Annotated in this window: 22 protein-coding genes; 15 read left to right on the top strand and 7 right to left on the bottom strand. The window is 65.1% G+C overall.

All coding sequences use genetic code 11. The annotated features are described in order from the left end of the window. The first annotated feature begins 201 nt into the window (after positions 1–201). Entirely contained in the window at positions 202–1194 is a 993-nt protein-coding gene (locus ACUXVA_RS00505) for a L,D-transpeptidase family protein (RefSeq protein WP_445490317.1), read from the top strand. A gap of 27 nt (positions 1195–1221) precedes the next feature. On the opposite strand, the gene ACUXVA_RS00500 is transcribed toward ACUXVA_RS00505, so the two are convergent. Further along, positions 1222–2478: an NAD(P)/FAD-dependent oxidoreductase gene (locus ACUXVA_RS00500; RefSeq protein WP_265082064.1), complete on the bottom strand. Its 1257-nt coding sequence runs from the start codon at positions 2476–2478 to the stop codon at positions 1222–1224. Between the two features lie 121 nt (positions 2479–2599). Next, positions 2600–3646, bottom strand: coding sequence for a uroporphyrinogen decarboxylase (gene hemE, locus ACUXVA_RS00495; RefSeq protein WP_265082065.1), 1047 nt, complete (start codon positions 3644–3646; stop codon positions 2600–2602). A gap of 205 nt (positions 3647–3851) precedes the next feature. Between hemE and hemF the strand changes: the two genes are divergently transcribed. Together hemF and ACUXVA_RS00485 are read left to right on the top strand one after the other, a co-directional pair. Further along, positions 3852–4742 carry an oxygen-dependent coproporphyrinogen oxidase gene (gene hemF / locus ACUXVA_RS00490; protein ID WP_265082066.1) on the top strand — a complete coding sequence of 297 codons (891 nt, stop codon included), beginning with the start codon at positions 3852–3854 and terminating at the stop codon, positions 4740–4742. Continuing rightward, positions 4739–5245, top strand: a complete 507-nt coding sequence (locus tag ACUXVA_RS00485) for a TspO/MBR family protein (protein WP_265082067.1) — start codon at positions 4739–4741, stop codon at positions 5243–5245. The genes hemF and ACUXVA_RS00485 overlap by 4 nt, the downstream gene beginning before the upstream one ends. A gap of 17 nt (positions 5246–5262) precedes the next feature. Here the strand turns inward: ACUXVA_RS00485 and ACUXVA_RS00480 are convergent, their stop codons facing one another. Both ACUXVA_RS00480 and ACUXVA_RS00475 read right to left on the bottom strand, forming a co-directional pair. Next, positions 5263–5937: a biliverdin-producing heme oxygenase gene (locus ACUXVA_RS00480; RefSeq protein ID WP_265082068.1), complete on the bottom strand. Its 675-nt coding sequence runs from the start codon at positions 5935–5937 to the stop codon at positions 5263–5265. Between the two features lie 109 nt (positions 5938–6046). Beyond that, positions 6047–7018, bottom strand: coding sequence for a LysR family transcriptional regulator (locus ACUXVA_RS00475; protein ID WP_265082069.1), 972 nt, complete (start codon positions 7016–7018; stop codon positions 6047–6049). Between the two features lie 156 nt (positions 7019–7174). On the opposite strand from ACUXVA_RS00475, the gene ACUXVA_RS00470 reads away from it, so the two are divergent. The 11 genes from ACUXVA_RS00470 (at position 7175) to ACUXVA_RS00420 (ending at position 20103) form a co-directional block, all read left to right on the top strand. Continuing rightward, on the top strand, positions 7175–8182 hold the full coding sequence (locus tag ACUXVA_RS00470) for a class 1 fructose-bisphosphatase (protein WP_445490313.1): 1008 nt from the start codon (positions 7175–7177) through the stop codon (positions 8180–8182). 405 nt (positions 8183–8587) lie between these two features. After that, a complete protein-coding gene (locus ACUXVA_RS00465) occupies positions 8588–9625 on the top strand; it encodes a class 1 fructose-bisphosphatase (protein WP_413776448.1) in 1038 nt (345 codons plus the stop codon). 14 nt (positions 9626–9639) lie between these two features. Then, positions 9640–10515 (top strand): phosphoribulokinase, encoded by an 876-nt coding sequence (locus ACUXVA_RS00460; protein WP_265082071.1) that lies wholly within the window; start codon positions 9640–9642, stop codon positions 10513–10515. Then, on the top strand, positions 10512–12548 hold the full coding sequence (tkt, locus tag ACUXVA_RS00455) for a transketolase (RefSeq protein ID WP_265082072.1): 2037 nt from the start codon (positions 10512–10514) through the stop codon (positions 12546–12548). Before ACUXVA_RS00460 ends, tkt begins: the two co-directional genes overlap by 4 nt. Positions 12549–12581: 33 nt before the next feature. Then, on the top strand, positions 12582–13667 hold the full coding sequence (fba, locus tag ACUXVA_RS00450; RefSeq protein WP_445490310.1) for a class II fructose-bisphosphate aldolase: 1086 nt from the start codon (positions 12582–12584) through the stop codon (positions 13665–13667). 51 nt (positions 13668–13718) lie between these two features. After that, entirely contained in the window at positions 13719–15182 is a 1464-nt protein-coding gene (locus ACUXVA_RS00445; protein ID WP_445490308.1) for a form I ribulose bisphosphate carboxylase large subunit, read from the top strand. Between the two features lie 10 nt (positions 15183–15192). Continuing rightward, a complete protein-coding gene (locus tag ACUXVA_RS00440) occupies positions 15193–15618 on the top strand; it encodes a ribulose bisphosphate carboxylase small subunit (RefSeq protein ID WP_265082074.1) in 426 nt (141 codons plus the stop codon). Beyond that, a complete protein-coding gene (gene cbbX / locus ACUXVA_RS00435; protein WP_445490306.1) occupies positions 15615–16535 on the top strand; it encodes a CbbX protein in 921 nt (306 codons plus the stop codon). The genes ACUXVA_RS00440 and cbbX overlap by 4 nt, the downstream gene beginning before the upstream one ends. Before the next feature lie 112 nt (positions 16536–16647). Further along, on the top strand, positions 16648–16971 hold the full coding sequence (locus ACUXVA_RS00430; protein ID WP_445490304.1) for a hypothetical protein: 324 nt from the start codon (positions 16648–16650) through the stop codon (positions 16969–16971). Positions 16972–17165: 194 nt separating this feature from the next. After that, a complete protein-coding gene (locus ACUXVA_RS00425; RefSeq protein WP_445490302.1) occupies positions 17166–18857 on the top strand; it encodes a thiamine pyrophosphate-binding protein in 1692 nt (563 codons plus the stop codon). Between the two features lie 220 nt (positions 18858–19077). Further along, positions 19078–20103 carry a S1C family serine protease gene (locus ACUXVA_RS00420; RefSeq protein ID WP_265082077.1) on the top strand — a complete coding sequence of 342 codons (1026 nt, stop codon included), beginning with the start codon at positions 19078–19080 and terminating at the stop codon, positions 20101–20103. A 135-nt stretch (positions 20104–20238) separates the two neighbouring features. On the opposite strand, the gene ACUXVA_RS00415 is transcribed toward ACUXVA_RS00420, so the two are convergent. Continuing rightward, positions 20239–20877: an alpha/beta hydrolase gene (locus ACUXVA_RS00415; RefSeq protein ID WP_265082078.1), complete on the bottom strand. Its 639-nt coding sequence runs from the start codon at positions 20875–20877 to the stop codon at positions 20239–20241. Next, a complete protein-coding gene (locus tag ACUXVA_RS00410) occupies positions 20874–21809 on the bottom strand; it encodes a ring-cleaving dioxygenase (RefSeq protein WP_445490300.1) in 936 nt (311 codons plus the stop codon). Before ACUXVA_RS00410 ends, ACUXVA_RS00415 begins: the two co-directional genes overlap by 4 nt. A 271-nt stretch (positions 21810–22080) precedes the next feature. On the opposite strand from ACUXVA_RS00410, the gene ACUXVA_RS00405 reads away from it, so the two are divergent. Beyond that, complete coding sequence (locus tag ACUXVA_RS00405) at positions 22081–22989, top strand: LysR substrate-binding domain-containing protein (RefSeq protein ID WP_445490298.1); 909 nt, start codon at positions 22081–22083, stop codon at positions 22987–22989. A 33-nt stretch (positions 22990–23022) separates the two neighbouring features. Here ACUXVA_RS00405 and ACUXVA_RS00400 read toward each other — a convergent pair whose 3' ends face one another. Next, on the bottom strand, positions 23023–25098 hold the full coding sequence (locus ACUXVA_RS00400; protein ID WP_445490296.1) for an ATP-dependent helicase: 2076 nt from the start codon (positions 25096–25098) through the stop codon (positions 23023–23025). Positions 25099–25112 lie beyond the last annotated feature (14 nt).

The raw sequence follows: 25112 nt of genomic DNA, 5'->3' as shown, positions 1-25112 counted from the left end.
CCCGCGCGCCGAACAATCACCCCAGCCCCCAATCCTGACAGCAGCAATGCGGGAGAGATTAATCCGGGACATTCTTGGGTGACAACCGGAGATCCGCCAGCAGCGGCAGAGGCGGACGTCGATAGACGACGCATGGAACCCGGGGCCCCCGGGATGCTTGTCAGTTGCGCGGCTTGAGCCGCGCGGCAACGGCAGGGCACCATGCGACAATGGATCATCATTCTCGGACTGGCAGCCTTCACACCGTTGCCGGCTGTGGCGGCCGAATTGAATGCCGATACCATCAACGCCGCGAACTTTGCCGGCAAGTTTCCGGTGGAAGAAAAGATCAGCCCGCTCGCGATCAAGGTGCAGGTCTTGCTCGACCGCGCACATTTCTCGCCGGGCGAGATCGACGGCCGCTTCGGCGACAATGTGGAAAAGGCGCTGCAGGCCTTCACCGAGGCCAACGGTATGACTGCCGGCAAGGTGCTGACGCCGGAGATCTGGACCCGCCTGCAGCAGGTCGCGACCGATCCCGTTATGGCGGACTACGTCCTCACCGACCGGGATGTGAACGGACCATATCTCGAAAAGTTGCCGGTCAAGATGGAGGACATGAAGGAGCTGAAGCGGCTGGGCTATACCAGCGCGAAGGAAGCGCTCGGCGAGCGCTTCCACATGAGCCAGGAACTGCTGGCCGAACTCAATCCGAAGCAGAAGTTCGACCGCGCCGGCGACAGGATCGTCATCGTCAACCTGCCGCCTGATAAAGCGAAGGAAAAAGTGACGCGCATCGAGGTCGACAAGGTCAGGCAGACGGTGAAGGCTTTCGGCAAGGATGGTGCGTTGCTTGCATTCTACCCGGCCAGCGTCGGGAGCGAGGAAAAACCCACGCCGACAGGAATGTTGAAAGTGGTGTCAGTGGATGCCAATCCGACCTATCGCTACGATCCGAAGTACAAATTCAAAGGCGTGGAGTCCACCAAGCCGTTCACCATCCGGTCGGGCCCCAACAATCCGGTCGGCAGCATGTGGATAGGTCTGTCACAGCAGAGCTATGGCATCCACGGCACCGGCGATCCCTCACGCGTCAGCAAGAGCGACTCCCACGGCTGCGTCCGTCTTACCAACTGGGACGTCGAACGCCTCGGTGCCATGGTGAAGAAGGGCGTCGAGGTGAGCTTCGTCGACGGCAAGCAGGCGGCAAAATAGCTCCGCCATCGGCCTGTCGCTGGGGCATCACAGGTAGCGGCCGGGCGAGAACGCGCTGACGTCGAAGGGCGGCGGCGCGCCGGCGATCATCGCCGCGATGGCGACGCCTGTGCCGGGCCCTGTCGAGAGACCGATATGCTGGTGACCGATCGACAGCCAGAGGCCGGAATGCCGTGGTGCGGCTCCGATCATCGGCAGGCTGTCGGGCAAAGTCGGGCGTGCCCCGCGCCAGGGTTCGTCGACCGCCTCGCCGAATTCGGCGACGCCGCGCGCCAGCGGCACCACGGTATCGAGCTGAGCGAACGACGATGGCGCATCCCGCTCGGTCAGCTCGACGCCGGTGGTGACGCGGACGCCTTGCTCCATCGGCGTCATGATGAAACTGTGTTCGAGGTCGTGGATGGGGCGAAACAGGGGACGCGCGGCATTCGGCCTGAAATGTTGATGGTAGCCGCGCTCGAACGCCATGGGTACCCGATAGCCGAGCGGCCGCAACAGGTCGGCGGACCACGGCCCCAGCGCCACCACGATGTGACGCGCGGTGAGCGCGCCGTTTGGCAGCATCACGCGCCAGCCGTCGCCGTCCGGCACGACGGCCTGAATGTCGGATTGACGCATCTGGCCGCCCGATCCCGCAAACATCCGCGCGTAAGACCTCACCAGTTCTGCGGGTGAATCGACGGATGCCGTATCGGTGTGCAGAAGTGCAGTCTTGTAGACCGGCAGGATATTCGGCTCGAGCGCCGAAATGCCCTGGCGATCGAGAATTTCGCTGCCGATCCCGTATTCGGCGAGGAACGCCTGCTCGGCCTTTGCTGCCTCCACGGCGTCGCTTCGCCATGCCTTCAGCCAGCCGGTCTCGCGGATGCGGTGTGCCGCATTCGCAGTGACGATCCACTCCCTGTGCAGCTTGAGTGATGCCGTGATCAGGCCGTGCAGGGCATCCGCCCGCGGTTTGGTGCGCGAAGGAGTTGCATTGGCGAGAAAACGGGCGAGCCATGGCGCATTGCGCGCAGACCACGCCGGGTCCCAGCGCAGCGCCGGGTCGCGATTCAACAGGTATTTCGGCAGCGCTTTCCAGAGCGCCGGCTTGTTGATGGGCAGGATCGACCCGCTGCTGAGAACCCCGGAATTGCCGTAGGACGTCTCGGAGCCCGGCTCGCGCCGGTCAATCAGCATGACCGACAGTCCGCGCTGCAACGCTGCATAGGCCGCAGATACGCCGACGATGCCGGCGCCCAACACGATGACATCCGCGTGGCTGTTTGTAACGTTGTCCGACATCGCCGCTATTCTCCAAGACTCGGTACGCATGTCCGGCCGTGATCGACCGGCAACAGGGGGGCCTCGACATCTATCCAGTCCCTGCCGAGAATTGGGAAGGCAACTAACGTGCCCGTTTGGCTCAGCCGCGATAATCCCGCACGCGCTTGACCATCTGCTCGACATGGGCGATCGGCGTTTCCGGCTGGATGCCGTGGCCGAGGTTGAAAATCAGGCGGCCCGCCGCGTAATTCGCCAGCACGTCGTCAACGGCGCGGTCGAGTGCGCCGCCGCCAGCGATCAGCACCAGCGGGTCGAGATTGCCCTGTACCGCAACCTTGCTTTGCACCCGCTCGCGGATGAAGGCCGGCTCGGCGGCCCAGTCGATGCTGACGCCGTCGATGCCGGTGGTCGCCACATAGTTCGGCAACTGCGCGCCGGCGCCGCGCGGAAAACCGATGATCTTCGCGCCCGGCACTTTGGCGCGCACGCCATCGACGATGCGTTTGGTCGGCTCCACCGACCAGCGCTGGAATTCGCGCGGCGGCAACACGCCGGCCCAAGTGTCGAAGATCTGCAGCACGTCGGCGCCGGCCTGCAACTGGCGCAGCAGATATTCGATCGAGTTCTCGACGATGGTGTCGATGATGGCGGCAAAGGCGTCGGGATGGCGATAGGCCATCATCCGCGCCGGTGCCTGGTCGGGCGTGCCCTGACCGGCCACCATGTAGGTCGCCACCGTCCACGGCGCGCCGCAAAAGCCGATCAGCGCAATCCTGGAATCGAGTTCAACGCGCACCCGGCGCAGCGCCTCGAATACCGGCTCCAACTTGCTGAAGTCGGCCTCGCGCGCCAGCGTGGTGACCTTGTCCGGCGTGTCGAGTGGATCGAGCCGCGGGCCTTCGCCAACCTCGAAGCGCACGGCGCGACCGAGCGCATGGGGGATGACCAGAATGTCGGAGAAGATGATCGCGGCGTCGAAGCCGAAGCGCCGGATCGGCTGCAGCGTGACCTCGGCGGCGAAATCCGGATTGAAGCACAGGTCGAGGAAGCCGCCCGCCTTAGCGCGGACCTCGCGATATTCCGGCAGATAGCGACCGGCTTGTCGCATCATCCACAGCGGCGGCACGGCCTGACGCTGGCCGGCGAGGACGTCGAGAAACGGCTTGTTGGTGAGGGACTGGTTCAAGCGGGGCTTCCGTGGTTGATCGCGAAGTGCGCGTGTTGCTCTGATACACTGCTGCCGGACCGTTGGCGAGATCCGCAAGCGCGGCAATCCGAAGGCTATCGGCATGGCAAACCTTTGTTTTATCTCAAAAATCCGATAAAGCCTTGCGTTATGGCGTGGCGGCGAGCCCGGCCGGCCTGTACCGAACCAACTGGCGATGACCGACATGACCCTTGATTCAGAAAACTCCGGCGTCGCCGAACAACGACGCGCCCGAGCAAAAGTCTGGTTTGAATCCCTGCGCGACCGGATCTGCGCCGAGGTCGAAGCGCTGGAGCGCGAGGCGCCGCCGGAACTGTTTTCGGGCGCGCCTGCCACCTTCACCTACAAGCCCTGGACGCGGGCGACCGGGACCGGCGGCGGGACGGGCGGTTTCCTCAGCGGCGGGCGGCTGTTCGAGAAGATCGGCATCCACACCTCGTCGGCCAATGGCAGGCTGTCGCCGGAGATGGCCCAGAAGCTCCCCGGTGAAGGTACGCAGCTGGACTATGTCTCCACCAGCATCAGCCTGATCATGCATCCGCGCAGCCCGCGGGTGCCGACCGTGCACATGAACACGCGTTTCCTCTCCACCGCACAGAGCTGGTTTGGCGGCGGCGCGGATCTCACGCCCATGCTGCCGGAGCAGCGGCGCGACGATGCGCTCGACGCGCAGACCTTCCACGCTGCGATGCGGCGGGCCTGCGATGCCCACGACCCCGCTTACTACGAGAAGTTCAAGGCGTGGGCGGATACGTACTTCTTCCTGCCGCATCGCGGTCAGGCACGGGGTGTCGGCGGAATCTTTTACGATCATCTCAACACCGGCGATTTCGACAAGGATTTTGCCTTCACGCGCGATGTCGGCGACGCCTTTCTGGATGTCTATCCAAGGATCGTGCGCGCCCGCATGCTGGAACCATGGACCGACGCCGAGCGCGAACAGCAGCTTGCCTGCCGCGGCCTCTATGTCGAATTCAACCTGCTGTATGACAAGGGCACCATGTTCGGCCTGCAAACCGGCGGCAATATCGAGACCATCCTGAGTTCGATGCCGCCTCTGGTGAGCTGGTCATGAGCGATCGCGGTCCCGCCCCGGAACGACGCAGTGTCTGGAAACCGGCGCTGGTCGCCACGGTTGTTGCCGTCATGGTTATAACGATTGGTGGCCTGCTGACCGATGTCGGCCCTTGGTATCAAAATCTCCGCAAGCCATCGTGGCAGCCGCCGAACTGGCTGTTCGGTCCAACGTGGACGACGATATTCGTGCTGGCGGTCATCTCGGCGACATTGGCCTGGCGCAACGCGACCGATGCCGCGACGCAGCGCCAGGTGATCGTCCTGTTCGTGCTCAACGCATGTCTGAACGTGCTGTGGAGCGCGCTGTTCTTTGCCCTGCGGCGGCCGGACTGGGCCTTGTGGGAGGTCGGATTCCTGTGGCTGTCCATTGTGCTGCCGATGATCGTGACATGGCGCCTGTCGCGGGTGGCAGGCCTCTGCCTGCTGCCGTATCTCCTGTGGGTTTCCTTCGCTGCGTTCCTGAACTTCACCGTGGTTCGTCTCAACGCGCCGTTTGGCTGATACGGACCCGGCAGCTATCAAGCCGTCGGGGCTGACGGCGGGCGCGCCAGCTTGACCGCGCAGGACAGTTCGATGTTGAGCGTGAATGCAGCCGCGCCTTCGTCGACGATCCGTTGCGGGCTGTCAGCCAGGCTGCCAGCGCGGTCGATGGCGTTGCGGTAGTCGCTCTTCAGCCCGTCGAGGTCCGGATAGGCCGGGAAGTCGTAGAACGACAGTTCGGGCGGCTGCAGACCCGGCGATGCGGCAAGGAGTCGCTTGAGAATCTGGCCGCCGCTGAGATCGCCGAGGTAGCGCGTATAGGCGTGCGCGATCAGCCTAGCCCCGTCGCCTTCGGCGCAGGCGGCGATGCGCTCCGCATAGGCCTTGCCTTCCGGTAGCAGCGGGACAGTGGAGAAGTCGCCATGGCAAAGCGCGTTGAGATCGGCTTCGAGCGCGGTCGCGCGGTCCAGTCCATAGGCCGCGAGTTCGCCGAGAGCCGCCTTGTCGCGGTGCCGTTCAAGGCCGCTTTCCAGAGCCCGGTAGGCCGGCAGCAGATTGCGCTGCAGCAGGATGTAGTCCGAGCGGCTGGCCTGTCCGCGCAACAGTTCGCGAATGATGCCAGATCGTTCGGCCTCGGCATGCAGGGTTTTGGTGCTGAAATAGAGCGCGTTCACCACGCTTGATATATCGCTTGCGGTCGTCGTTCCCGTCATGGCGTCTCCCGGGGCGTCGCATTGTCCACGCCGTCACTTGGTTGTCGCGTCACCATATAGATATCGTCGCAGGACGCCACGGCGGTTGCCGCTCGCGGCGCCTCGACCTCTAGGGTCGTGGGTCGCCGCCGACCGTCGCCCGGGTCAGCCGTAGCCGGTTGTGGGTGCGCGGCAGGAATTGCGCACCGCTGGCGCCGAGGAAGTCGCGCATCGCCAGCGCCGGCGGCAGCAGCACCTTGTCCTTGCGGTTGACCACAAACCATTGCCGGATCACCGGCAGGCCGGTCACGTCCAGCGCCACCAGCCGGCGTTCGTCGAGTTCGGTGGCTACCGTATGCGCCGAGATGAAGGCGATGCCGAGTCCGGCGATGACGGCCTGCTTGATGGTCTCGTTGCTGCTCATCTCCATGCCGAGCGGCGGACGGATGCGGGCGGATTCGAACAGCTGTTCCATCAGGCCGCGGGTGCCGGAGCCGGGTTCGCGGGTCAGGAACGTCTCGCTGGCGAGATCGCTCGGCGCGAGCTGCGCCTTGCGCGCCAGCCGGTGCTTGGTCGGCGCGATGATGACATGGGGATGATCGCCGATCAGGTGCACGTCCATCTCGATGTCCACCGGCGGGCGGCCCATGATCGCGATGTCGAGATCGTAGCCGCGCAAGGCCGCGCCGATCTCCTTGCGATTGCCGATGGTCAGGGTGATCTCGACCTTCGGATGCAGCTTCTGGAACCCGGAGATCGCGAACGGAACGAAGTATTTTGCGGTCGAGACCGCGCCGACGGAAATCCGTCCGGCGGTGACGCCGGCCATCATCTCCAGCGATGTGGCACAGGCAGCCATCGCCGCCTCGATACGCTCGGCCAGCGCCAGCACCTCACGGCCGGCATCGGTCAGAAGCATGCCGTCGCTGCTGCGCTGGATCAGCGGCAGCCCGGCCAGCGCCTGCAGGTTGCGCAGCTGCAGCGTCACCGCCGGCTGCGTCAGGTGCAGTCTGCCCGCTGCAGCGGTGATGCTGCCGCTGGCGGCGACGGCGGCCAGCGCGCGCAGCTGCCGGATCGAGATGTCGCGAAAGCGCTCCGTCATTATAACGTTTTCTTCTGTACATGAGCGGAAGTCGCAAATTCACTTATTTCGACGCGGCGGTCAATATCTGTGGGCAACCGGCGCGACAGCCCCAGGCCGCGCCTATGCAGCAGCCGCTGCGTGCCAAAAGAGGCACGATGCATTCGGGAGACCAAGATGATCGATGAGACGACGCTGCTTCGGCACACCAGCGCCTATGCCGGGCAGGATTCGCTGCGTCTCGCAGTGGCCGCTGCGGTGGACGCGTTTGCGGCTGCCTCGATCGAGATCTCCGAACTGATCGGCCGCGGTCCGCTGGCCGGGATCACCGGGCAGGCGCATGGCGCCATCAACGCCGACGGCGACGTTCAGAAGGACCTCGACGTCCGCGCCGACCAGATCATTCGCCGTGCGCTCGCCGCGGTGCCCTGCGCGGCGTTGGCCTCGGAAGAGGCCGAAGCGCCGGAACCGGGCGACGTGTCGGCGCCGATTTCGATCGCCTATGACCCGCTCGATGGTTCGTCGAACATTGAGACCAACATGACCGTCGGCACGATCTTTTCGATCATGCCGGCATCATCGGGCGATGCACCGTTCGCTGCAAAAGGCAGCGCCCAACTCGCCGCCGGCTTCGTGGTCTATGGCCCGCAGACATCCATGGTGCTGACGCTTGGCGACGGCGTCGATATCTTTACGCTCGATCGCGCCAAGCGCTCCTACAGGCTGATCCGGCGGCGCGTGCAGATTCCGGTCGAGCGCGCCGAATTCGCCATCAATGCCTCGAACCACCGTCACTGGGAACAGCCGGTGCGCGATTTCGTCGAGGAATGCCTGGCCGGCACCGACGGGCCGCGCAGCAAGAACTTCAACATGCGCTGGATCGCGTCGCTGGTGGCGGAGGCCTATCGCATCCTGATCCGCGGCGGTGTGTTCCTGTATCCGTCCGACGCGCGCGACGGTTACGCCGACGGCCGGTTGCGGCTGCTGTACGAGGCGCATCCCATGGCCTTCATCATGGAACAGGCCGGTGGTGGCGCCACCACAGGCCGCGAGCGCATTCTCGACCTCGCGCCCTCGGCAATCCACCAGCGTGTGCCGCTGATCATGGGCTCGATCGACAAGGTGCAGCGCATCCAGCAACTGCATCTCGATCCCGCGCCGCGCTGCAGCCAGTCCGGTGTCTGAGAGAGTCCGGGCGACCGAGTGACGCAGAATTGCCCGCTCAGGTCCGTTGCCGAGCTGGCGCGCAGACACCTTCCAGGTGACACCCGCCTGCGCGCAACACTAGTCGCAATCCTGTAGTAGTAGAGTTGAGCCCTGCATTGAGGGCGTTGCGCGCCGTCGTGACCGCTTCGCGGCACGCTGCAGGTGGATGCCGACGTCGGTGAAGCCGCAACGGTGGCGATTTCGGCTTCCCTGTGTTTGCCCCATTCCAGGTCGGTTGCGCACCCTCGCAGTCCATAAGAAATACTTTGACCAGATCAAAGATAACGAAATTTCCCTAATTTAACGGATTGCGCTGTTGTGCGTCTCGACGGTCGATTGATCGCGCAGGGATGACGCCCCGCAGAGGGCAGACAGGGAACGATCATGGACTCGCGCATGACCTTGCGTTGCTATCTCGCGGATGCGGTCTTGCGCATGCCGGACGGTGCCGCGGTGGCGACGGTGATCGCAGCGATTGCTGGCTCCGCCGTCGACCTAGCCGCGCTGATTGCCGACGGGCCGCTTGCCGGCATCACCGGCGCAGATGGCGATGTCAATTCGGACGGCGATCGGCAGAAGGACATCGATCTTGCCGCCGACCAAATGATGCGCCGCGCGCTGCGGGCCTGTCCGGTCGCCGCCGTATTGTCCGAGGAGCTGGCGATGCCGGAACTGCTCGATGCCGACGCGCCGCTGTGCGTCGCGATCGATCCGCTCGACGGCTCCGCCAATCTCGCCAACAACATTTCGGTCGGCACCATCTTCTCGATCCGCCGCCGCGGCAACGATGTGCTCTCGACCTTCTTCGAGCCCGGCACAGCGCAATGTGCCGCCGGTTTCGTGGTCTATGGGCCGCAGACGACGCTGGTCCTGGCGCTCGATGGCCGCGTCGACATCTTCATTATCGACCGCCGCACCCAGCAATTCGTCCTGATCCAGCGCGATGCGCGGATCGCGCCCGACACGCCGGAATTCGCCATCAATGCCTCCAACCGTCGGCACTGGCACGGTCCGGTGCGCGCCTATATCGACGAATGTCTCGCGGGTACCACCGGCGATCGCGGCACGGATTTCAACATGCGCTGGATCGGTTCGCTGGTCGCGGAGTCCCTCCGCATCCTGACGCGCGGCGGAGTGTTCCTCTATCCGGCCGATGCGCGCCCGGGCTATCGCGAGGGCCGGCTGCGGCTGCTCTACGAAGCCCATCCGATGGCACTGGTGATGGAATGGGCCGGAGGTGCCGCGACCACAGGACGCCGGCGGATTCTCGAACTCGCAGCAAAGTCGCCGCATCAGCGGGTGCCGTTGATCATGGGCTCGACGCGCGGCGTGCGCGACGTCGTTGCCATCCACGAGGGCATCGAGCCGATGTTCGACAATAGCGACGCACCGCTGTTCGCGCGGCGTGGCCTGTTTCGCTGAGCGGGAACGATCACATGTCACGCAGCTATCCGATCATTTCGATCACCGGCTCGTCCGGCGCCGGCACAACCTCGGTGAAGAAGACGTTCGAGAACATCTTTCGTCGCGAACGCGTCAGCGCGGCGTATATCGAGGGCGACGCCTTCCATCGCTACAACCGCGCCGAGATGCGCAGCAAGATTTTCGAGGAAGGCGAGCGGGGCAACAAGCATTTCAGCCACTTCAGCCCCGAGACCAACCTGTTCGAGGAACTGGAGAAGGTGTTCCGCGACTATGGCGAGTCCGGCACCGGCACCACGCGGCATTACGTCCATGATGATGACGAAGCGAAGCTCTATGGCGCGGCCCCCGGCACCTTCACCGACTGGGGACCGCTGCCGGAAGGCTCGGATCTGCTGTTCTACGAGGGGCTGCATGGCGCCGTGGTGACCGACAAGGTCAACATCGCCCAGCATGCCGACCTCAAGATCGGCGTCGTGCCGGTGATCAATCTGGAATGGATCCAGAAGCTGCACCGCGACCGCGGCGATCGCGGCTACACCCAGGAGGCGGTGACCGACACCATCCTGCGCCGGATGCCGGACTACGTGAACTACATCTGTCCGCAATTCGCCGAGACCGACATCAACTTCCAGCGCGTGCCGACCGTCGACACCTCGAACCCCTTCATCGCGCGCTGGATCCCGACGCCCGACGAATCGATGGTGGTGATCCGGCTGAAGAATCCGCGCGGCATCGATTTTCCCTATCTGCTGTCGATGATCCCCAACAGCTTCATGTCGCGCGCCAATTCGATCGTGATCCACGGCGCCAAGCTCGATCTGGCGATGCAGCTCATCCTAACCCCGCTGATCCTCCAATTGATGGAACGCAAGAGGCGCACGGTATGAATATCCAGACTCCGGCTCCCCAGATCGATCAGGCGAGCGTCCCGCATGCGGACATGGCCAATGCGATCCGTTTTCTCGCCATCGATGCGGTGGAGAAGGCCAGGTCGGGCCACCCCGGCATGCCGATGGGCATGGCTGATGTCGCCACCGTTCTGTTCTCGCACTTCCTCAAATTCGATGCCGCCGATCCCTCGTGGCCCGACCGCGATCGCTTCGTGCTGTCGGCCGGACACGGCTCGATGCTGCTCTATGCGCTGTTGCACCTGACCGGCTCGGCGGAGATGACGCGCGACGAGCTCAAGTCGTTCCGGCAGGCCGGCTCGAAGACGCCCGGCCATCCCGAATACGGCCACACCGCCGGCGTCGAGACCACCACAGGTCCGCTCGGTCAGGGCATCGCCACCGCGGTCGGCATGGCGCTGGCCGAACGCCTGATGAATGCCCGCTTCGGCGACGATCTCGTCGACCACTACACTTATGTGATCGCCGGCGACGGCTGCCTGATGGAAGGCCTCAGCCAAGAGGCGATTTCGCTGGCCGGGCATCTGCGCCTCGCCCGCCTGATCGTGCTGTTCGACGACAACCAGATCTCGATCGACGGAGCGACCTCGCTGACGTGCTCGGACGACCAGCTGGCGCGTTTCGCGGCCTCGGGTTGGTCGGCCTGTCGCGTCGACGGCCATGATCCCGAGGCAGTCGCCGCGGCGATCGCAGGGGCGCGCGACAGCGACCGGCCATCTCTGATCGCCTGCCGAACCGTGATCGGCTTCGGTTCGCCGAACCGGCAGGGCAGCGAGAAGGCGCATGGCGCGCCGCTGGGTGCCGAGGAAATCGCGGCGACGCGCGCGGCGCTGAACTGGCCCCATGCGCCGTTTCAGGTTCCCGATGCGTTGGCGCGGCAATGGCGCGCGATCGGCACGCGCGGGCAGGCGGCTCATGCCGAATGGACCGGCCGCGTCGCACGTGTCGATGGCGCCGTGCGGAACCGGCTGCAGGCCGCGTTGAATGGCGCGCTGTCCGCCGACTATGACGCCGCGATGATGACCCTGCGCACGCAATTCGCGCAGCAGCAGCCGAAGATCGCAACACGGCAGGCGTCGCAGATGGTGATCGACGTTGTTGCCGCGGCGTTGCCGAACCTGCTCGGCGGCTCGGCCGACCTCACCCACTCCAACCTGACCCGCGCCAAGGCACAGACGCCAGTCCAGCACGATGCCCTCGATGGCAGCTATGTGCATTACGGCGTGCGCGAGCATGCCATGGCGACGGCCATGAACGGCGTCGCGCTGCATGGCGGCTTCATTCCCTACGGCGGCACCTTCCTGTGCTTTGCCGACTACAGCCGCCCCGCGATCCGGCTGGCGGCACTGATGGGCATCCGCGTCATTCACGTGATGACCCATGATTCGATCGGCCTCGGCGAGGATGGACCGACCCACCAGCCGGTCGAGCATCTGGCGAGCCTGCGCGCAATTCCGAACCTGCTGGTCTTCCGCCCAGGCGATGCCGTCGAGACCGCCGAGGCTTGGGACTGCGCGTTGCGGACGCCGCATGCGCCGTCAGTACTGTGCCTGTCGCGGCAGGCGCTGCCGGTGTTCCGCGATGCCGTTGACGCCACCAACATGGTGGCGCGTGGCGCCTATGTGGTCGTCGAGCCGGACGGCGGTCGCGACGTCACTTTGATCGCAACCGGCTCCGAGGTGTCGATCGCACTGGCCGCGGCAAGACTGCTGGCGGAAGACGACATCCGCGCCGCGGTTGTGTCGGCGCCCTGTTTCGATCTGTTCCGGCTGCAGCCCGCCGACTATCGCGCGGAGGTGCTGGGCCGCGCGCCGCGCGTCGGCGTCGAAGCCGCGATCGAGGGCGACTGGGCGCGTTGGCTCGGTGACTCCGGCGAATTCGTCGGGATGACCGGCTTCGGCGCATCGGCGCCAGCCGACGAACTCTATCGCGCCTTCGGCATCACCGCCGAGGCGGTGGCAACGGCGGCGATGCGGGGTATCGCCCGCGCGCGCCTCGTCGCCGCCGAGTGAATTTCGGAAATCGCAGAACGCAACGGAGGACCCATGGCACGCATTACATTGAGGCAATTGCTCGATCACGCCGCCGAACACGGATATGGCGTGCCAGCCTTCAACATCAACAACATGGAGCAGGGGCTGGCGATCATGGAGGCCGCCGCGGCGGTCGACGCGCCGGTCATCATCCAGGCCTCGCGCGGTGCGCGCTCCTACGCCAACGACATCATGCTGGCCCGGATGATCGATGCGCTGGAGGAGATCTACCCGCAGATCCCGCTGTGCCTGCATCAGGACCACGGCAACGAGGAATCCACCTGCGCTACCGCCATCAAACATGGCTTCACCTCGGTGATGATGGACGGTTCGCTGAAGGCCGACGCCAAGACGGCGGCGGATTTCAACTATAACGTCGACATCACCCGCCGCGTGGTGGAGATGGCGCATTGGATCGGTGCTTCGGTCGAGGGCGAACTCGGCGTGCTCGGCTCGCTGGAGCACGGTGGCGGTGAGCAGGAGGATGGCCATGGCGTCGAGGGCAAGGTCAGTCACGATCAACTGCTGACCGATCCCGACCAGGCCGTCGACTTCGTCCGCGCCACCAAGGTCGATGCGCTGGCGATCGCCATGGGCACCTCGCACGGCGCCTACAAGTTCTCGCGAAAACCCGACGGCGATATTCTGGCGATGAATGTGGTCGAGGAAATCCACCGCCGGCTGCCCGATACCCATCTGGTGATGCACGGCTCGTCCTCGGTGCCGCAGCCGCTGCAGGACATGTTCAACGCATTCGGCGGCGAGATGCCTCAGACCTGGGGCGTTCCGGTTGATGAGATCATCCGCGGTATCAGGCATGGCGTGCGCAAGGTCAATATCGATACCGATTGCCGCCTGGCGATGACCGCGGTCTTCCGCAAGGTCGCCACCTCGAACAGGAGCGAGTTCGATCCGCGCAAATTCCTGAAACCGGCGATGGACGCGATGCGCGACCTGTGCCGCGAGCGTTTCGAACAGTTCGGCACCGCCGGCCACGCCGCGAAGATCAGGGTGATCCCGCTGGCCGAAATGGCCAAGCGCTATCGCAGCGGCGCGCTCGACCCCAAGACCGGCGCCATCGCGCAAGCCGCCGCGTGAACAGAAATTCTTCCATCCGGTGACGCCCGGTCCCACAACAAGGAGGCCACCATGAACGAGCACGCTTCGATCACCATCCGCGGCAAGGATCGCTACGTATCCGGTGTCATGGAATACAAGAAGATGGGCTACTGGGAGCCCGACTACACGCCCAAGGACACCGACATCATCGCGCTGTTTCGCGTCACGCCGCAGGACGGCGTCGATCCAATCGAGGCCTGTGCCGCAGTGGCCGGCGAATCCTCCACGGCGACCTGGACGGTGGTGTGGACCGACCGTCTCACGGCCGCTGAAAAATACCGCGCGAAATGCTACCGCGTCGATCCGGTGCCGAACTCACCGGGACAATACTTTGCCTACATCGCCTACGACCTCGACCTGTTCGAGTCCGGCTCGATCGCTAATCTGACGGCGTCGATCATCGGCAACGTGTTCGGCTTCAAGCCGCTCAAGGCCTTGCGCCTTGAGGATATGCGCCTGCCGATCGCCTATGTGAAAACCTTTCAGGGGCCGGCCACCGGCATCGTGGTTGAGCGCGAGCGGCTCGACAAGTTCGGGCGCCCCCTGCTTGGCGCCACGGTGAAGCCGAAGCTCGGCCTGTCCGGTCGCAATTACGGCCGCGTGGTCTATGAAGCGCTGAAGGGCGGCCTCGACTTCTGCAAGGACGACGAGAACATCAATTCGCAGCCGTTCATGCACTGGCGCGACCGCTTCCTGTATTGCATGGAGGCGGTCAACCGCGCGCAGGCGGCGACCGGCGAGGTCAAGGGTACCTACCTCAACGTCACCGCCGCAACCATGGAGGACATGTACGAGCGCGCCGAACTCGCCAAGGAACTGGGCTCGGTGATCGTCATGATCGATCTGGTGATCGGCTACACCGCCATCCAGTCCATGGCCAAATGGGCGCGCCGCAACGACATGATCCTGCATTTGCACAGGGCAGGCCACTCGACCTATACGCGGCAGCGCAGTCATGGCGTCTCGTTCCGCGTCATCGCCAAATGGATGCGGCTGGCCGGCGTCGATCACATCCATGCCGGCACTGTGGTCGGCAAGCTGGAGGGAGATCCGGCGACGACGCGTGGCTATTACGACATCTGCCGCGAAGACCATAACCGCATGCAGCTCGAGCACGGCGTGTTCTTCGATCAGGACTGGGCGAGCCTCAACAAGCTGATGCCGGTGGCGTCCGGCGGCATCCATGCCGGGCAGATGCATCAGCTGCTCGATCATCTCGGCGAGGACGTGGTGTTGCAGTTCGGCGGCGGCACCATCGGCCATCCGCAGGGCATCCAGGCCGGTGCAACCGCCAATCGCGTTGCGCTGGAAGCGATGATTCTCGCCCGCAACGAGGGCCGCGACTATCTGCACGAGGGGCCCGAAATTCTCGCCAAGGCGGCGCAGACCTGCACGCCGCTGAAGCAGGCTCTGGAGGTGTGGAAGAACGTCACCTTCAACTACGAATCCACCGACACGCCCGACTTCGTCGCCACCGCCAGCGTTTCCGCATAAGGAGGCCATCATGCGCGTCACCCAAGGATGCTTCTCGTTCCTGCCCGACCTTACCGACGAGCAGATCACCAGCCAGGTGCAGTACTGTCTGGATAACGGCTGGGCGGTGAACCTTGAATTCACCGACGACCCACATCCCCGCAACACCTATTGGGATATGTGGGGCCTGCCGATGTTCGACCTGCGCGATGCCGCCGGCGTGATGATGGAACTCACCGAATGTCGCAAAGTCTATGGCGACCGCTACATCCGGCTGTCGGCCACGGATAGCAGCCACGGCTGGGAATCGGTGAGGCTGTCCTTCATCGTCAACCGGCCGAAGATCGAGCCCGGCTTCCACCTCGAACGCCAGGAAGTGGGCGGCCGCAACGTCCGCTACACCACCAGATCCTATGCCGTCGATCGTCCCGAGGGCAGCCGCTACGGTGGTTCATGAGCACGCCGGCGATGGCGGAGGCGGCAGACCAGTCCGCTCCCGAGCGGATCGATCTGCGCGCCGAGTTCAGCGCGGTCGGGATCGGCGAAATCCTGGACCAGCTCGATCGCGAGCTGGTCGGGCTGAAGCCGGTCAAGACCCGGATCCGGGAGATTTCGTCGCTGCTGCTGATCGAGCGCATCCGCAAACGCATGAACCTCACCTCGGAGGTGCCGACGCTGCACATGTCGTTCACCGGCAATCCCGGCACCGGCAAGACCACGGTGGCGCTGCGCATCGCCAGCATCCTGCACCGCCTCGGCTTCGTCCGGCGCGGCCAGGTGGTCTCGGTGACGCGCGACGAGCTGGTGGGACAATATATCGGCCACACCGCGCCGAAGACCAAGGAGATCCTGAAGAAGGCGATGGGCGGCGTGCTGTTCATCGACGAGGCCTATTATCTGCACCGGCCGGACAACGAGCGCGACTATGGCCAGGAAGCGATCGAGATCCTGCTGCAGGTGATGGAATCGCAGCGCGAAGACCTGGTGGTGATCCTCGCCGGCTATGGCGACCGCATGGACAAGTTCTTTGCCAGCAATCCCGGCTTTCGTTCGCGCATTGCCCATCATATCGACTTTCCGGACTATTCCGACGCCGAACTGCTGACCATTTCCGAGCTGATGCTCAGTGACATGAACTACACCTTCACGCCCGAATCCCGCGCGGCATTCGAGCGCTACATCGAACTGCGCAAGACGCAGCCTCTTTTTTCCAATGCGCGCTCGATCCGCAACGCACTGGATCGCATCCGGCTGCGCCAGGCCAGCCGCCTCGTCGCCGATCTCGATCGGACACTGAACGTCGACGACATCATGTCGATCGAAACATCCGACGTGCTGGCCAGCCGGGTGTTTGGAGCCGTTCAAAATCCATGAGGCTTGAGCATTTCTAAAGCGTGCATGCCGATATGTATTGAGAGCCGCCGACGGCGGTCCTACACATTCGCAGGGCCTGACCGGCCCGGTCACTCCGGCAAAGGACATGCGAATGGCGATGCAGCGGGTTGAAGTTGTCGATGTCACCGACGCGGAATCGGCGCGGGCCTATATCGACCAGACCGTGCTGGCGACGTTCTGCCGCGTGCTGGCGCAGTCGCGGCTGCCGCCGGTGGAGGTGATGCGGATGCTGGCGTCGGCGCTCGGCGCCACCTATCGCGAGGTCGTCGGTGCCCATCTGGACGGCCGGTGCCCGTGCGGCTGGCGCCCGCTGCCGGCGAAGGACATCGAGGCGTTGCACGCATCGCTGGCGGATGCGGCGGGGCCCAAGCAACCCGACGATCTGAACACCATGGTCATTGCCGGCCGCGCCTGAGCGCGTCGCTGGCGATGAATCAATCGGCAATGCGCACAGAATAGCGCCTTGATGGCCGGTCGGCCGACGCTGGGAGAGCCCGTTCGACCCGCGACGACATCGTGATGCCTTCCGGGTGGCAATTCCTTTAAACCTAAACTACCTTGGCCCGATCCTTGAATGGCGAAGCCATCGCGATCGGGACCAGTGACCTCATGACTTCTCCTCTTCTTCGTTCTCCGCAGTCGTCCACCGCCTCGACCGTCTGGCGCGAGGTGGCTGCCGCCATCGCCGATATGGGGGCGAAGCGCTGCTTCGGCCTGGTCGGCGGCGCCAATTTCAAGGTCACGCTGGCGCTGACCGAGCGCGGCGTCGCCTATACGGCCGCGCGCCATGAAGGCGGCGCGGTGTCGATGGCCGACGTGGCGGCGCGCCTGACCCGCGACCTCACGGTGGTCAGCGTCACTGCCGGGCCGGGGCTCACCAACGCCATCACCGGGATCGGCGAGGCCGTGAAGAGCGATACGCCCTTGCTGGTGCTGGCCGGCGACGTGGTGCTTGGCGACAAGCACTCCGCCTTTGCCTTCAACCAGGCCGAGCTGGTGCATTCCGTCGGCGCGATCTGGCTGCAGATCGCCGATCCGCTGACCGCCTACGAAGATGCCCGGCGCGCCGCCACGCTAGCGCTGAAGCATCGCACGGCCGTCGTGCTCAGCCTGCCGGTCGATGTGCAGGAGATGGAGGTCGGGGCGCATCTCGGCAAGCGACATCCCGTGGTGATCGCAAAGCCGCCGCTCGACGGCGCCAGGCTCGAGGAACTCGTGGCAGCGATCCGCGACGCCAAACGGCCACTGATTCTGGCCGGTCACGGCGCGGTGGTCGCCGACGCCGAGCCGCTGCTGATTGAGCTGGCCGACCGGATCGGGGCGTTGCTGGCGACCTCGATCCAGGCCCACGGCATGTTCGCCGGCCATCTATGGACGCTGGGCATTGCCGGCGGCTTCTCGTCGCCGGCCGCGGCGGAACTGATCGCGCAGAGCGACATGATCCTGGCCTTCGGCATGTCGCTGAACATGTGGACCACCAAGAAGGGCAAGCTGATCTCGGAATATGCCCAGCTCGTCCAGATCGATGTCGAGAAGGGCCGCATCGGCGTGCATCGCCCCGTCGATCTCGAACTGGAGGGCGACGCCGCAGCGGTCGCCGGTGCGGTGCTCGGCGCGCTGAAGAATGACGCGCCGTTCGCCGGCTGGCGCACGCCGGAGACCGCGGCGATCATGGAAACAAAAAGCAACCGCCGGATGCCTTACGAGGACAGCGGTACTGACGAGTTCATTGATCCGCGCACCCTCAGCAAGGCGCTGGACGATATCCTGCCCAGGGATCGCACCGTCGTGGTGGACGGTGGCCATTTCGTCGGCTGGGTCGCGCGTTATCTCTCGGTACCCGATTATCGCGGCTGGTGCATCCCGATCGCGTTCCAGTCGATCGGCCTCGGCCTGGCCGGCGCCATCGGCGCGGCCGTGACACAGCCCGAGCGGCTGACGGTGCTGGCGGCCGGCGACGGCGGCTTCCTGATGTCCATTGCGGAACTGGAGACCGCGGTGCGTTTGAAAAAGCGCATCTGCATCTTTATCTACAACGACAGCGCCTATAGCGCCGAGGTGCACCACTTCGGCCCGGAAGGCTACGCGCCCGGCATGGCGCAATTCCCCGTGACCGATTTCGCCGCCATCGCCCGCGGCTACGGCGCCGACGGCGTTGTGGTGCGCAGCGTGGCCGACCTCGAACCGGTGAGGCGCTGGGTCGATGCCGGCGCGCAGGGCGTGTTCGTGGTCGACGGCCGCATCAATCCGGCCTTGGTGGCCGACTGGTATCGCGACCTGTTCAGCGGCACGAATTTGTAGTCCGCGGTTTCCGCCGCGCACCACGGCTGTCATCGCCCGGCCGCGCGCAGTTGCGCGCAAGGACCGGGCGACCCAGTAAGCTCCGACGGCAGTGATAGAGCCGCAGCGCCGGTGTGTACTGGATCCCCGCTTTCGCGAGGATGACAGCATTGCGTAAGGTGCGGGCTGCACTTGCGCCGCCAAATCCCGCCACCATCTGACATGGCAAAGGACAACCGCCATGCTGGATTTCACTCATGAACAGTTCGACGAGAATCCCTCGTCGCAAAAGATAGATCCCGTTCCGCCGAACGACATCGCACTGCTCGATGCCTATTCCAATGCGGTGATCGACGTCACCGAACGCGTCGGCCCTGCCGTCGTGCGGGTCGAAACCGGGTCCAAGGAGCCCGGCCGCCGCCAGCGCGGCGGGCTTGGTTCGGGCATCGTGATCTCGCCTGATGGCCTGGTGCTGACCAACAGCCATGTGGTCGGCGCCGCCAAACAGATCAGGCTGCGCGACACCGAGGGTATCGTCACCGAGGCCCGCGTCCTCGGCGTCGACCCCGACACTGACCTCGCACTGCTGCGCGCCGATGGCGCGCGCGACCTGCACTATGCGTCGCTGGGCAATTCCAGGACCTTGCGGCGCGGCCAGCTCGTGGTGGCGATCGGCAATCCGCTCGGCTTCGAATCCACGGTGACCGCCGGCGTGGTGTCGGCGCTCGGCCGTTCGATCCGCTCGGTGAGCGGGCGGAATATCGAGGACGTCATCCAGACCGATGCCGCGCTCAATCCCGGCAATTCCGGCGGCGCGCTGGTGTCCTCGAAGGGCGAGGTGATCGGCGTCAACACCGCGATCATCCAGGGCGCGCAGGGCATCTGCTTTGCCGTGGCCAGCAACACCGCGCAGTTCGTGCTGTCGGAGATCATCCGCCACGGCTATGTCCGCCGCGCCCATATCGGCGTGTCCGGCCAGACCGTGCCGATCCCGCGCCGCCATGCGGTCATCGCCGGCATCGACAACGCGATGGGCGCGTTGCTGCAGCAGATCGAGCCGGGCAGTCCGGCCGAGAAGGCCGGCCTGTTGCCCGGCGACGTGGTGACCAGGCTCGACGGCGTCGATGTCCACGGCGTCGACGACCTGATCCGCATCCTCGACCGCGACCGCATCGGCCGTACTTTGGAGATGGAAGTGCTGCGCATGGGCCGCGCGCGGGTGATTGCAATCGATCCGATCGAACGCAAGAAGGTGGCACGGGCCTGAGTTCAAGACCTCGATGGTCACTGCGCTCTCAATTGTCACCACCCGCGAAAGCGGGTGGTCCAGTAGACGCCGGCGGCTGTGATAGGCCGCCGGCGCTGGTGTTACTGGGTCCCCGCATGCGCGGGGACGACAGTCTCAGTTTGCACTAACCGTTGTGCTTTGTTCCACGCCCTGCAGCCACGCCTTCGCAACCGTCAGATCCGCCTGCGACAACTGATGTCCTACCGGCAACACCTTTTGCTGCACATCGGCGCCGGCGTTGCTCAGCATGTCCGCCAGCGCCGCGGCATTGCTCGGCGGAATGATCGGGTCCGACGTCCCCGACACGATCAGCACCGGCTTGCCGGACAGCTCAGCCTTCGGCACGTCGCGCAACGGCACCATGGCCCGCAGCAGGATGCCGCCGGCCAGCGTTTCCGGACGCAGCAGCATCATCGCCGCGGCGATGTTGGCGCCGTTGGAATAGCCGAGCGCGATCGGTGCCGCGAGATCGTAGCGCTCGCGCGCCGCGGCCACGAAGTCGGCGAGTTCATTGGCGCGCTTGCGCACATCGTCCTCGTCGAACACGCCTTCCGCGAGCCGGCGGAAGAAGCGCGGCATGCCGTTCTCCAGCACCTTGCCGCGCACCGAGAGCAACGCCGCGCCCGGTGCGATGGCCTGGCCGAGCGGCAGCAGATCGTTCTCGTCGCCGCCGGTGCCGTGCAGCAGCAGGAGCGGTGCAGCCTCGCGCCGGTTGCCCGGCGCGAAGCGATGAATGTGCGAAAGATCGGTCATGCGCTTTCCCTTTCCAGTGACGGCAGCACCTTTTTGATCTCGGCGCGATGCTTCTCCAGAAACGCCGGCAGCTTCAGATGCTCGCCGAGCGATTCGACGGGCTCATCCACGGCAAAGCCGGGGATGTCGGTGGCGATCTCGAACAGGATGCCGCCCGGCTCACGGAAGTAGACCGAGCGGAAGTAGTTGCGGTCCTTCTGCTCGGTCGGATGCATCCCGTGCTTTTGCACGAGCTTCTTCGCCATGGCGGCCTGATCGGCGTCGTCCACAGCGCGGAAGGCGATGTGATGCACCGAACCCGCGCCCTGCCGCCCCGGCAGGAAGCCGCCGGCCTCGTAGATGTCGACGATGCCGCCATGCGCTGCGTCGGCCTTCAGCCGGATGATAGAGCCCTCGCGCCCGGTCTCGGCAAAGCCGAACACGTCGGTGAGGATCGCACTGGTCTTCTCCGCCTTCTCCAGCAACAGCGTCACGCCATGGAAGCCGCGGATCGCATGTTCCGCCGGCACGTCGCCATTGCTCCAGCCGGCCTCGTTTTCGGCGCCGGGGATGCCGACCAGCGCCAGGCTCATGCAGTCGGGATCGGTGAACGGCAGCACGGACTCGCCGAAGCGCTTTTCCAGCGCCTCATGGGCGATGCCCTTCTCGATGAAGCGGTGGGTCCAGTAGCCCAGCGAGCGGGCGGGTACCCGGAACGCGGTCTGCTGGGTCTGGCCGACGCCGCCGCGGCCGGGCGCAGCATTCTCCCACGGGAAGAAGGTGAGGATGGTGCCCGGGTTGCCGGCCTCGTCGCCGTAATAGAAGTGATAGGTGCCGGGATCGTCGAAATTGACGGTCTTCTTGACGAAGCGCAGGCCCAGCGCCCGGGTGTAAAAGTCGAAGTTCCGCAAGGCGTTGCCAGCGATCGCGGTGACGTGGTGGATGCCTGACATGGTCTGTCTCCTGACTGCGGAGGCGGTGCGCCTCCCATTGCAGGGATAATTGGGCCGACGTGGAACAAAGACAATCTGGTGTTTCGTGGTATGACTGTCTATGATTCGAAGACAATTAAGCTGAAGCCCTCACCCTGAGGAGGCGCTCTTGCGCCGCCTCGAAGGGCGAGGGCTCCTCACCCTCATGGTTCGAGACGCGCGAAGACGCGCTCCTCACCATGAGGGGAGCGGTGTGTGCGGCGAACAAGGTCCAAAGCGGACAAGGACAGTCATGGACAAGCTCACCAGCCTGCGCGCCTTCGTCAAAGTGGTCGAACTCGGCAGCTTCTCGGAGGCCGGGCGGCAGTTGCGGCTGTCGCGTTCGGCGATCTCCAAATATGTCGGCGAACTCGAGCAGAGCCTCGGCGTGCAGCTGCTGAACCGCACCACGCGCCATGCCGCGCCGACCGAGAACGGCCAGGCCTATTTCGAGCGTGCGTTGGGGGTGCTGGCCGATCTCGACGCTGCCGATCAGGCCGTGGCGCAGGCGCAGGCGACGCCGCGCGGGCTGCTGCGCGTGAATGCGCCGATGTCGTTCGGGACGCTGCGGCTGGGACCGGCAGTGGCCGACTTCATGGCTGATTATCCGGAGCTGCAGATCCATCTGGTGCTGTCCGACGACCAGCTCGACCCAACGCAAGGCGGCTTCGATGTCACCTTGCGCATTGCCGATCTGGAATCCTCCAGCCTGATCGCGCGAAAGATCGTCGGCATCGATCGCGCGATCTGTGCGTCGCCGGACTATCTGGCAGGGCATGGTGAGCCGACGACGCCGGCCGAACTGCGTAAGCATGCGCTCCTGACCTACGGCTTCCTGCTCACCGGCAATCAGTGGAAGCTGACGGGAAAGGACGGCGATCACTGGATCCAGCCGGCGTGGAATCTGTGTGCCAACAATGCCGAGGTGCTGTGCGACGCCGCCGTGAAGGGCCGCGGCGTGGCGCTGCTGCCGACCTTCATTGCCGGCCGCGCATTACGCGACGGACGGCTGCGCAGTTTCCTGTCAGACTACAAGGCGCCACCGCTGACGCTGTATGCGATCTATCCGCCGACGCGGCATCTCGCGGTCAAGGTGCGGCTGTTCATCGATTTCCTGGTGGCAAGGTTTGCGGGCGTGCCGGAATGGGATGCGCCCTCTTAACCTCTCCCCGCAGGCGGGGAGAGGTTAGAAGGTTCATCGCCACATGCCGCGCATGCGGGCGCCGATGTCGACGCGGACGCCCTGGCTGGCGACGCGGGCCGCCGCCGCGGTGGAGGCCAGCGGCCAGCTCACACGTTCGAACAGGTGCAGCAGGCGGTCGGGAATGAAGCGGGTGCGCGCGGCGTAGACGTGGCGATCGCCCTGCGGGTTCTGGCCGTAGGTGAAGAAGCGCTGCGGCACCATGATGGCGAGATCGTCCTTGGCGCGGGTCATCGCAACGTAGAGCAAACGCCGCTCTTCCTCCAGTTCGGCAGAGGTGCCGGTGCCCAGATCGGACGGCATGCAGCCGTCGACCACATTGAGCACATAGACCGATTTCCACTCCTGGCCCTTGGCCGAATGAATGGTGGAGAGGATCAGATAGTCCTCATCGAGCAGGGGCACGCCGGCCTGATCGCTGGTGGCGTCGGGCGGATCGAGCGTCAGCTCGGTGAGGAAGCGCTCGCGCGACGGATAGCCGGAGGCGATCTGCTCGAGCTGCACCAGATCGGCGCGACGCGTCGCGGCGTCCTCATGGATGCGGTCGAGATGCGGTTCGTACCACAGCCGCGCGCGCTCCATCTCCGCAGGCCAGCCGGCGCGGCCGGAGCGCAACTCACTGAGCGTGTCGACGAAGCCGCGCCAGTCGGCGCCGGCGCGCGGCGGGGCTGGCGCATCAATCAGCGCGCCGACCGGATCGGGCGAGGCCGCCATGGCATCGAGCGCGCGTTGCGCCGAGGCGGGGCCGACGCCGGGCAACAGATGCATCAGGCGAAAGCCGGCAACGCGGTCGCGCGGGTTTTCGACGAAGCGCAGCAGCGCGAGCAGATCCTTGATGTGCGCGGCATCGAGAAATTTGAGGCCGCCGAACTTCACGAAGGGAATGTTGCGCTTGGTCAGTTCGAATTCCAGCGCGCCGGAATGCGACGAGGTGCGGAACAGCACCGCCTGCTGCTTCAGCGTGGTGCCGCTTTCGCGGTTGTCGAGAATGCGCTCGACGATGCAGCGCGCCTGGTCAGTCTCGTCGCGCACCGCCACCGGCTGCGGCTTGGCGCCGGAGGCGCGGTCGGTCCACAAGTTCTTGGTGAAGCGCTCCTTGGCCAGCTCGATCACACCGTTGGCGGCGGCCAGGATGGTCTGGGTCGAGCGATAGTTGCGGTCCAGCGTGATGATGTCCGCGGGCGGCGAAAACTGCTTCGGGAAATCCAGGATATTGCGCACGGTGGCGGCGCGGAAGGAATAGATCGACTGGGCGTCGTCGCCGACCACGGTGAGGCCTTGGCCGCCGGGCTTCAGCGCCAGCAGGATCGACGACTGCAGGCGGTTGGTGTCTTGATATTCGTCGACCAGCACGTGATCGAAACGGCCGCCGATGTCGGCCGCGAGCAGCGGCTCGGCCATGGTCTGCGCCCAATACAGCAGCAGGTCGTCATAATCGAGTACGTTCTGCTTCTGCTTGGCCTCGACATAGTTTTCGAACAGGTTTCGCAGTTCGGCGGCCCAGCCGGCGCACCATGGAAAATGCGCGCCGAGCACCTGATCGATGTCGGTCTCCGCGTTGACGCACCGCGAGTAGATCGCGAGACACGTGCCCTTGGTGGGAAAGCGGCTCTCGGTCTTGGACAGGCCAAGCTCGTGGCGCGCGAGATTCATCAGGTCGGCGGAATCCTCGCGGTCGTGAATGGTGAAGCCGGGATCGAGGCCGATCTGCTCGGCATAGTCGCGGAGGATGCGCGCGCCGATGCCGTGGAAGGTGCCGGCCCAATGAAGCGCATCGGTCAGCACGCCGGCCTTGTCGCCCATCACCTGTCGCGAAATGCGCTCGACGCGGCGGGCCATTTCGGCGGCGGCGCGGCGCGAAAACGTCATCAGCAGGATGCGGCGGGGATCGGTTCCATTGACGATGAGGTGCGCGACCCGGTGCGCCAGCGTGTTGGTCTTGCCGGAGCCGGCACCGGCAATCACCAGCAGCGGGCCGGCTGGCGCCGCGCCGTGCGACAACACGCCATGTTCGACGGCGCGGCGCTGTTCCGGATTGAGAGCATCGAGATAGGCGGCTGGCGCGAGCACGGGCGATTCCAGGG

Source organism: Rhodopseudomonas sp. RCAM05734 (genome assembly GCF_052658035.1).
Note: the sequence above shows the minus strand (reverse complement) of the source record. Positions and strands in the feature narration are given on the sequence as shown.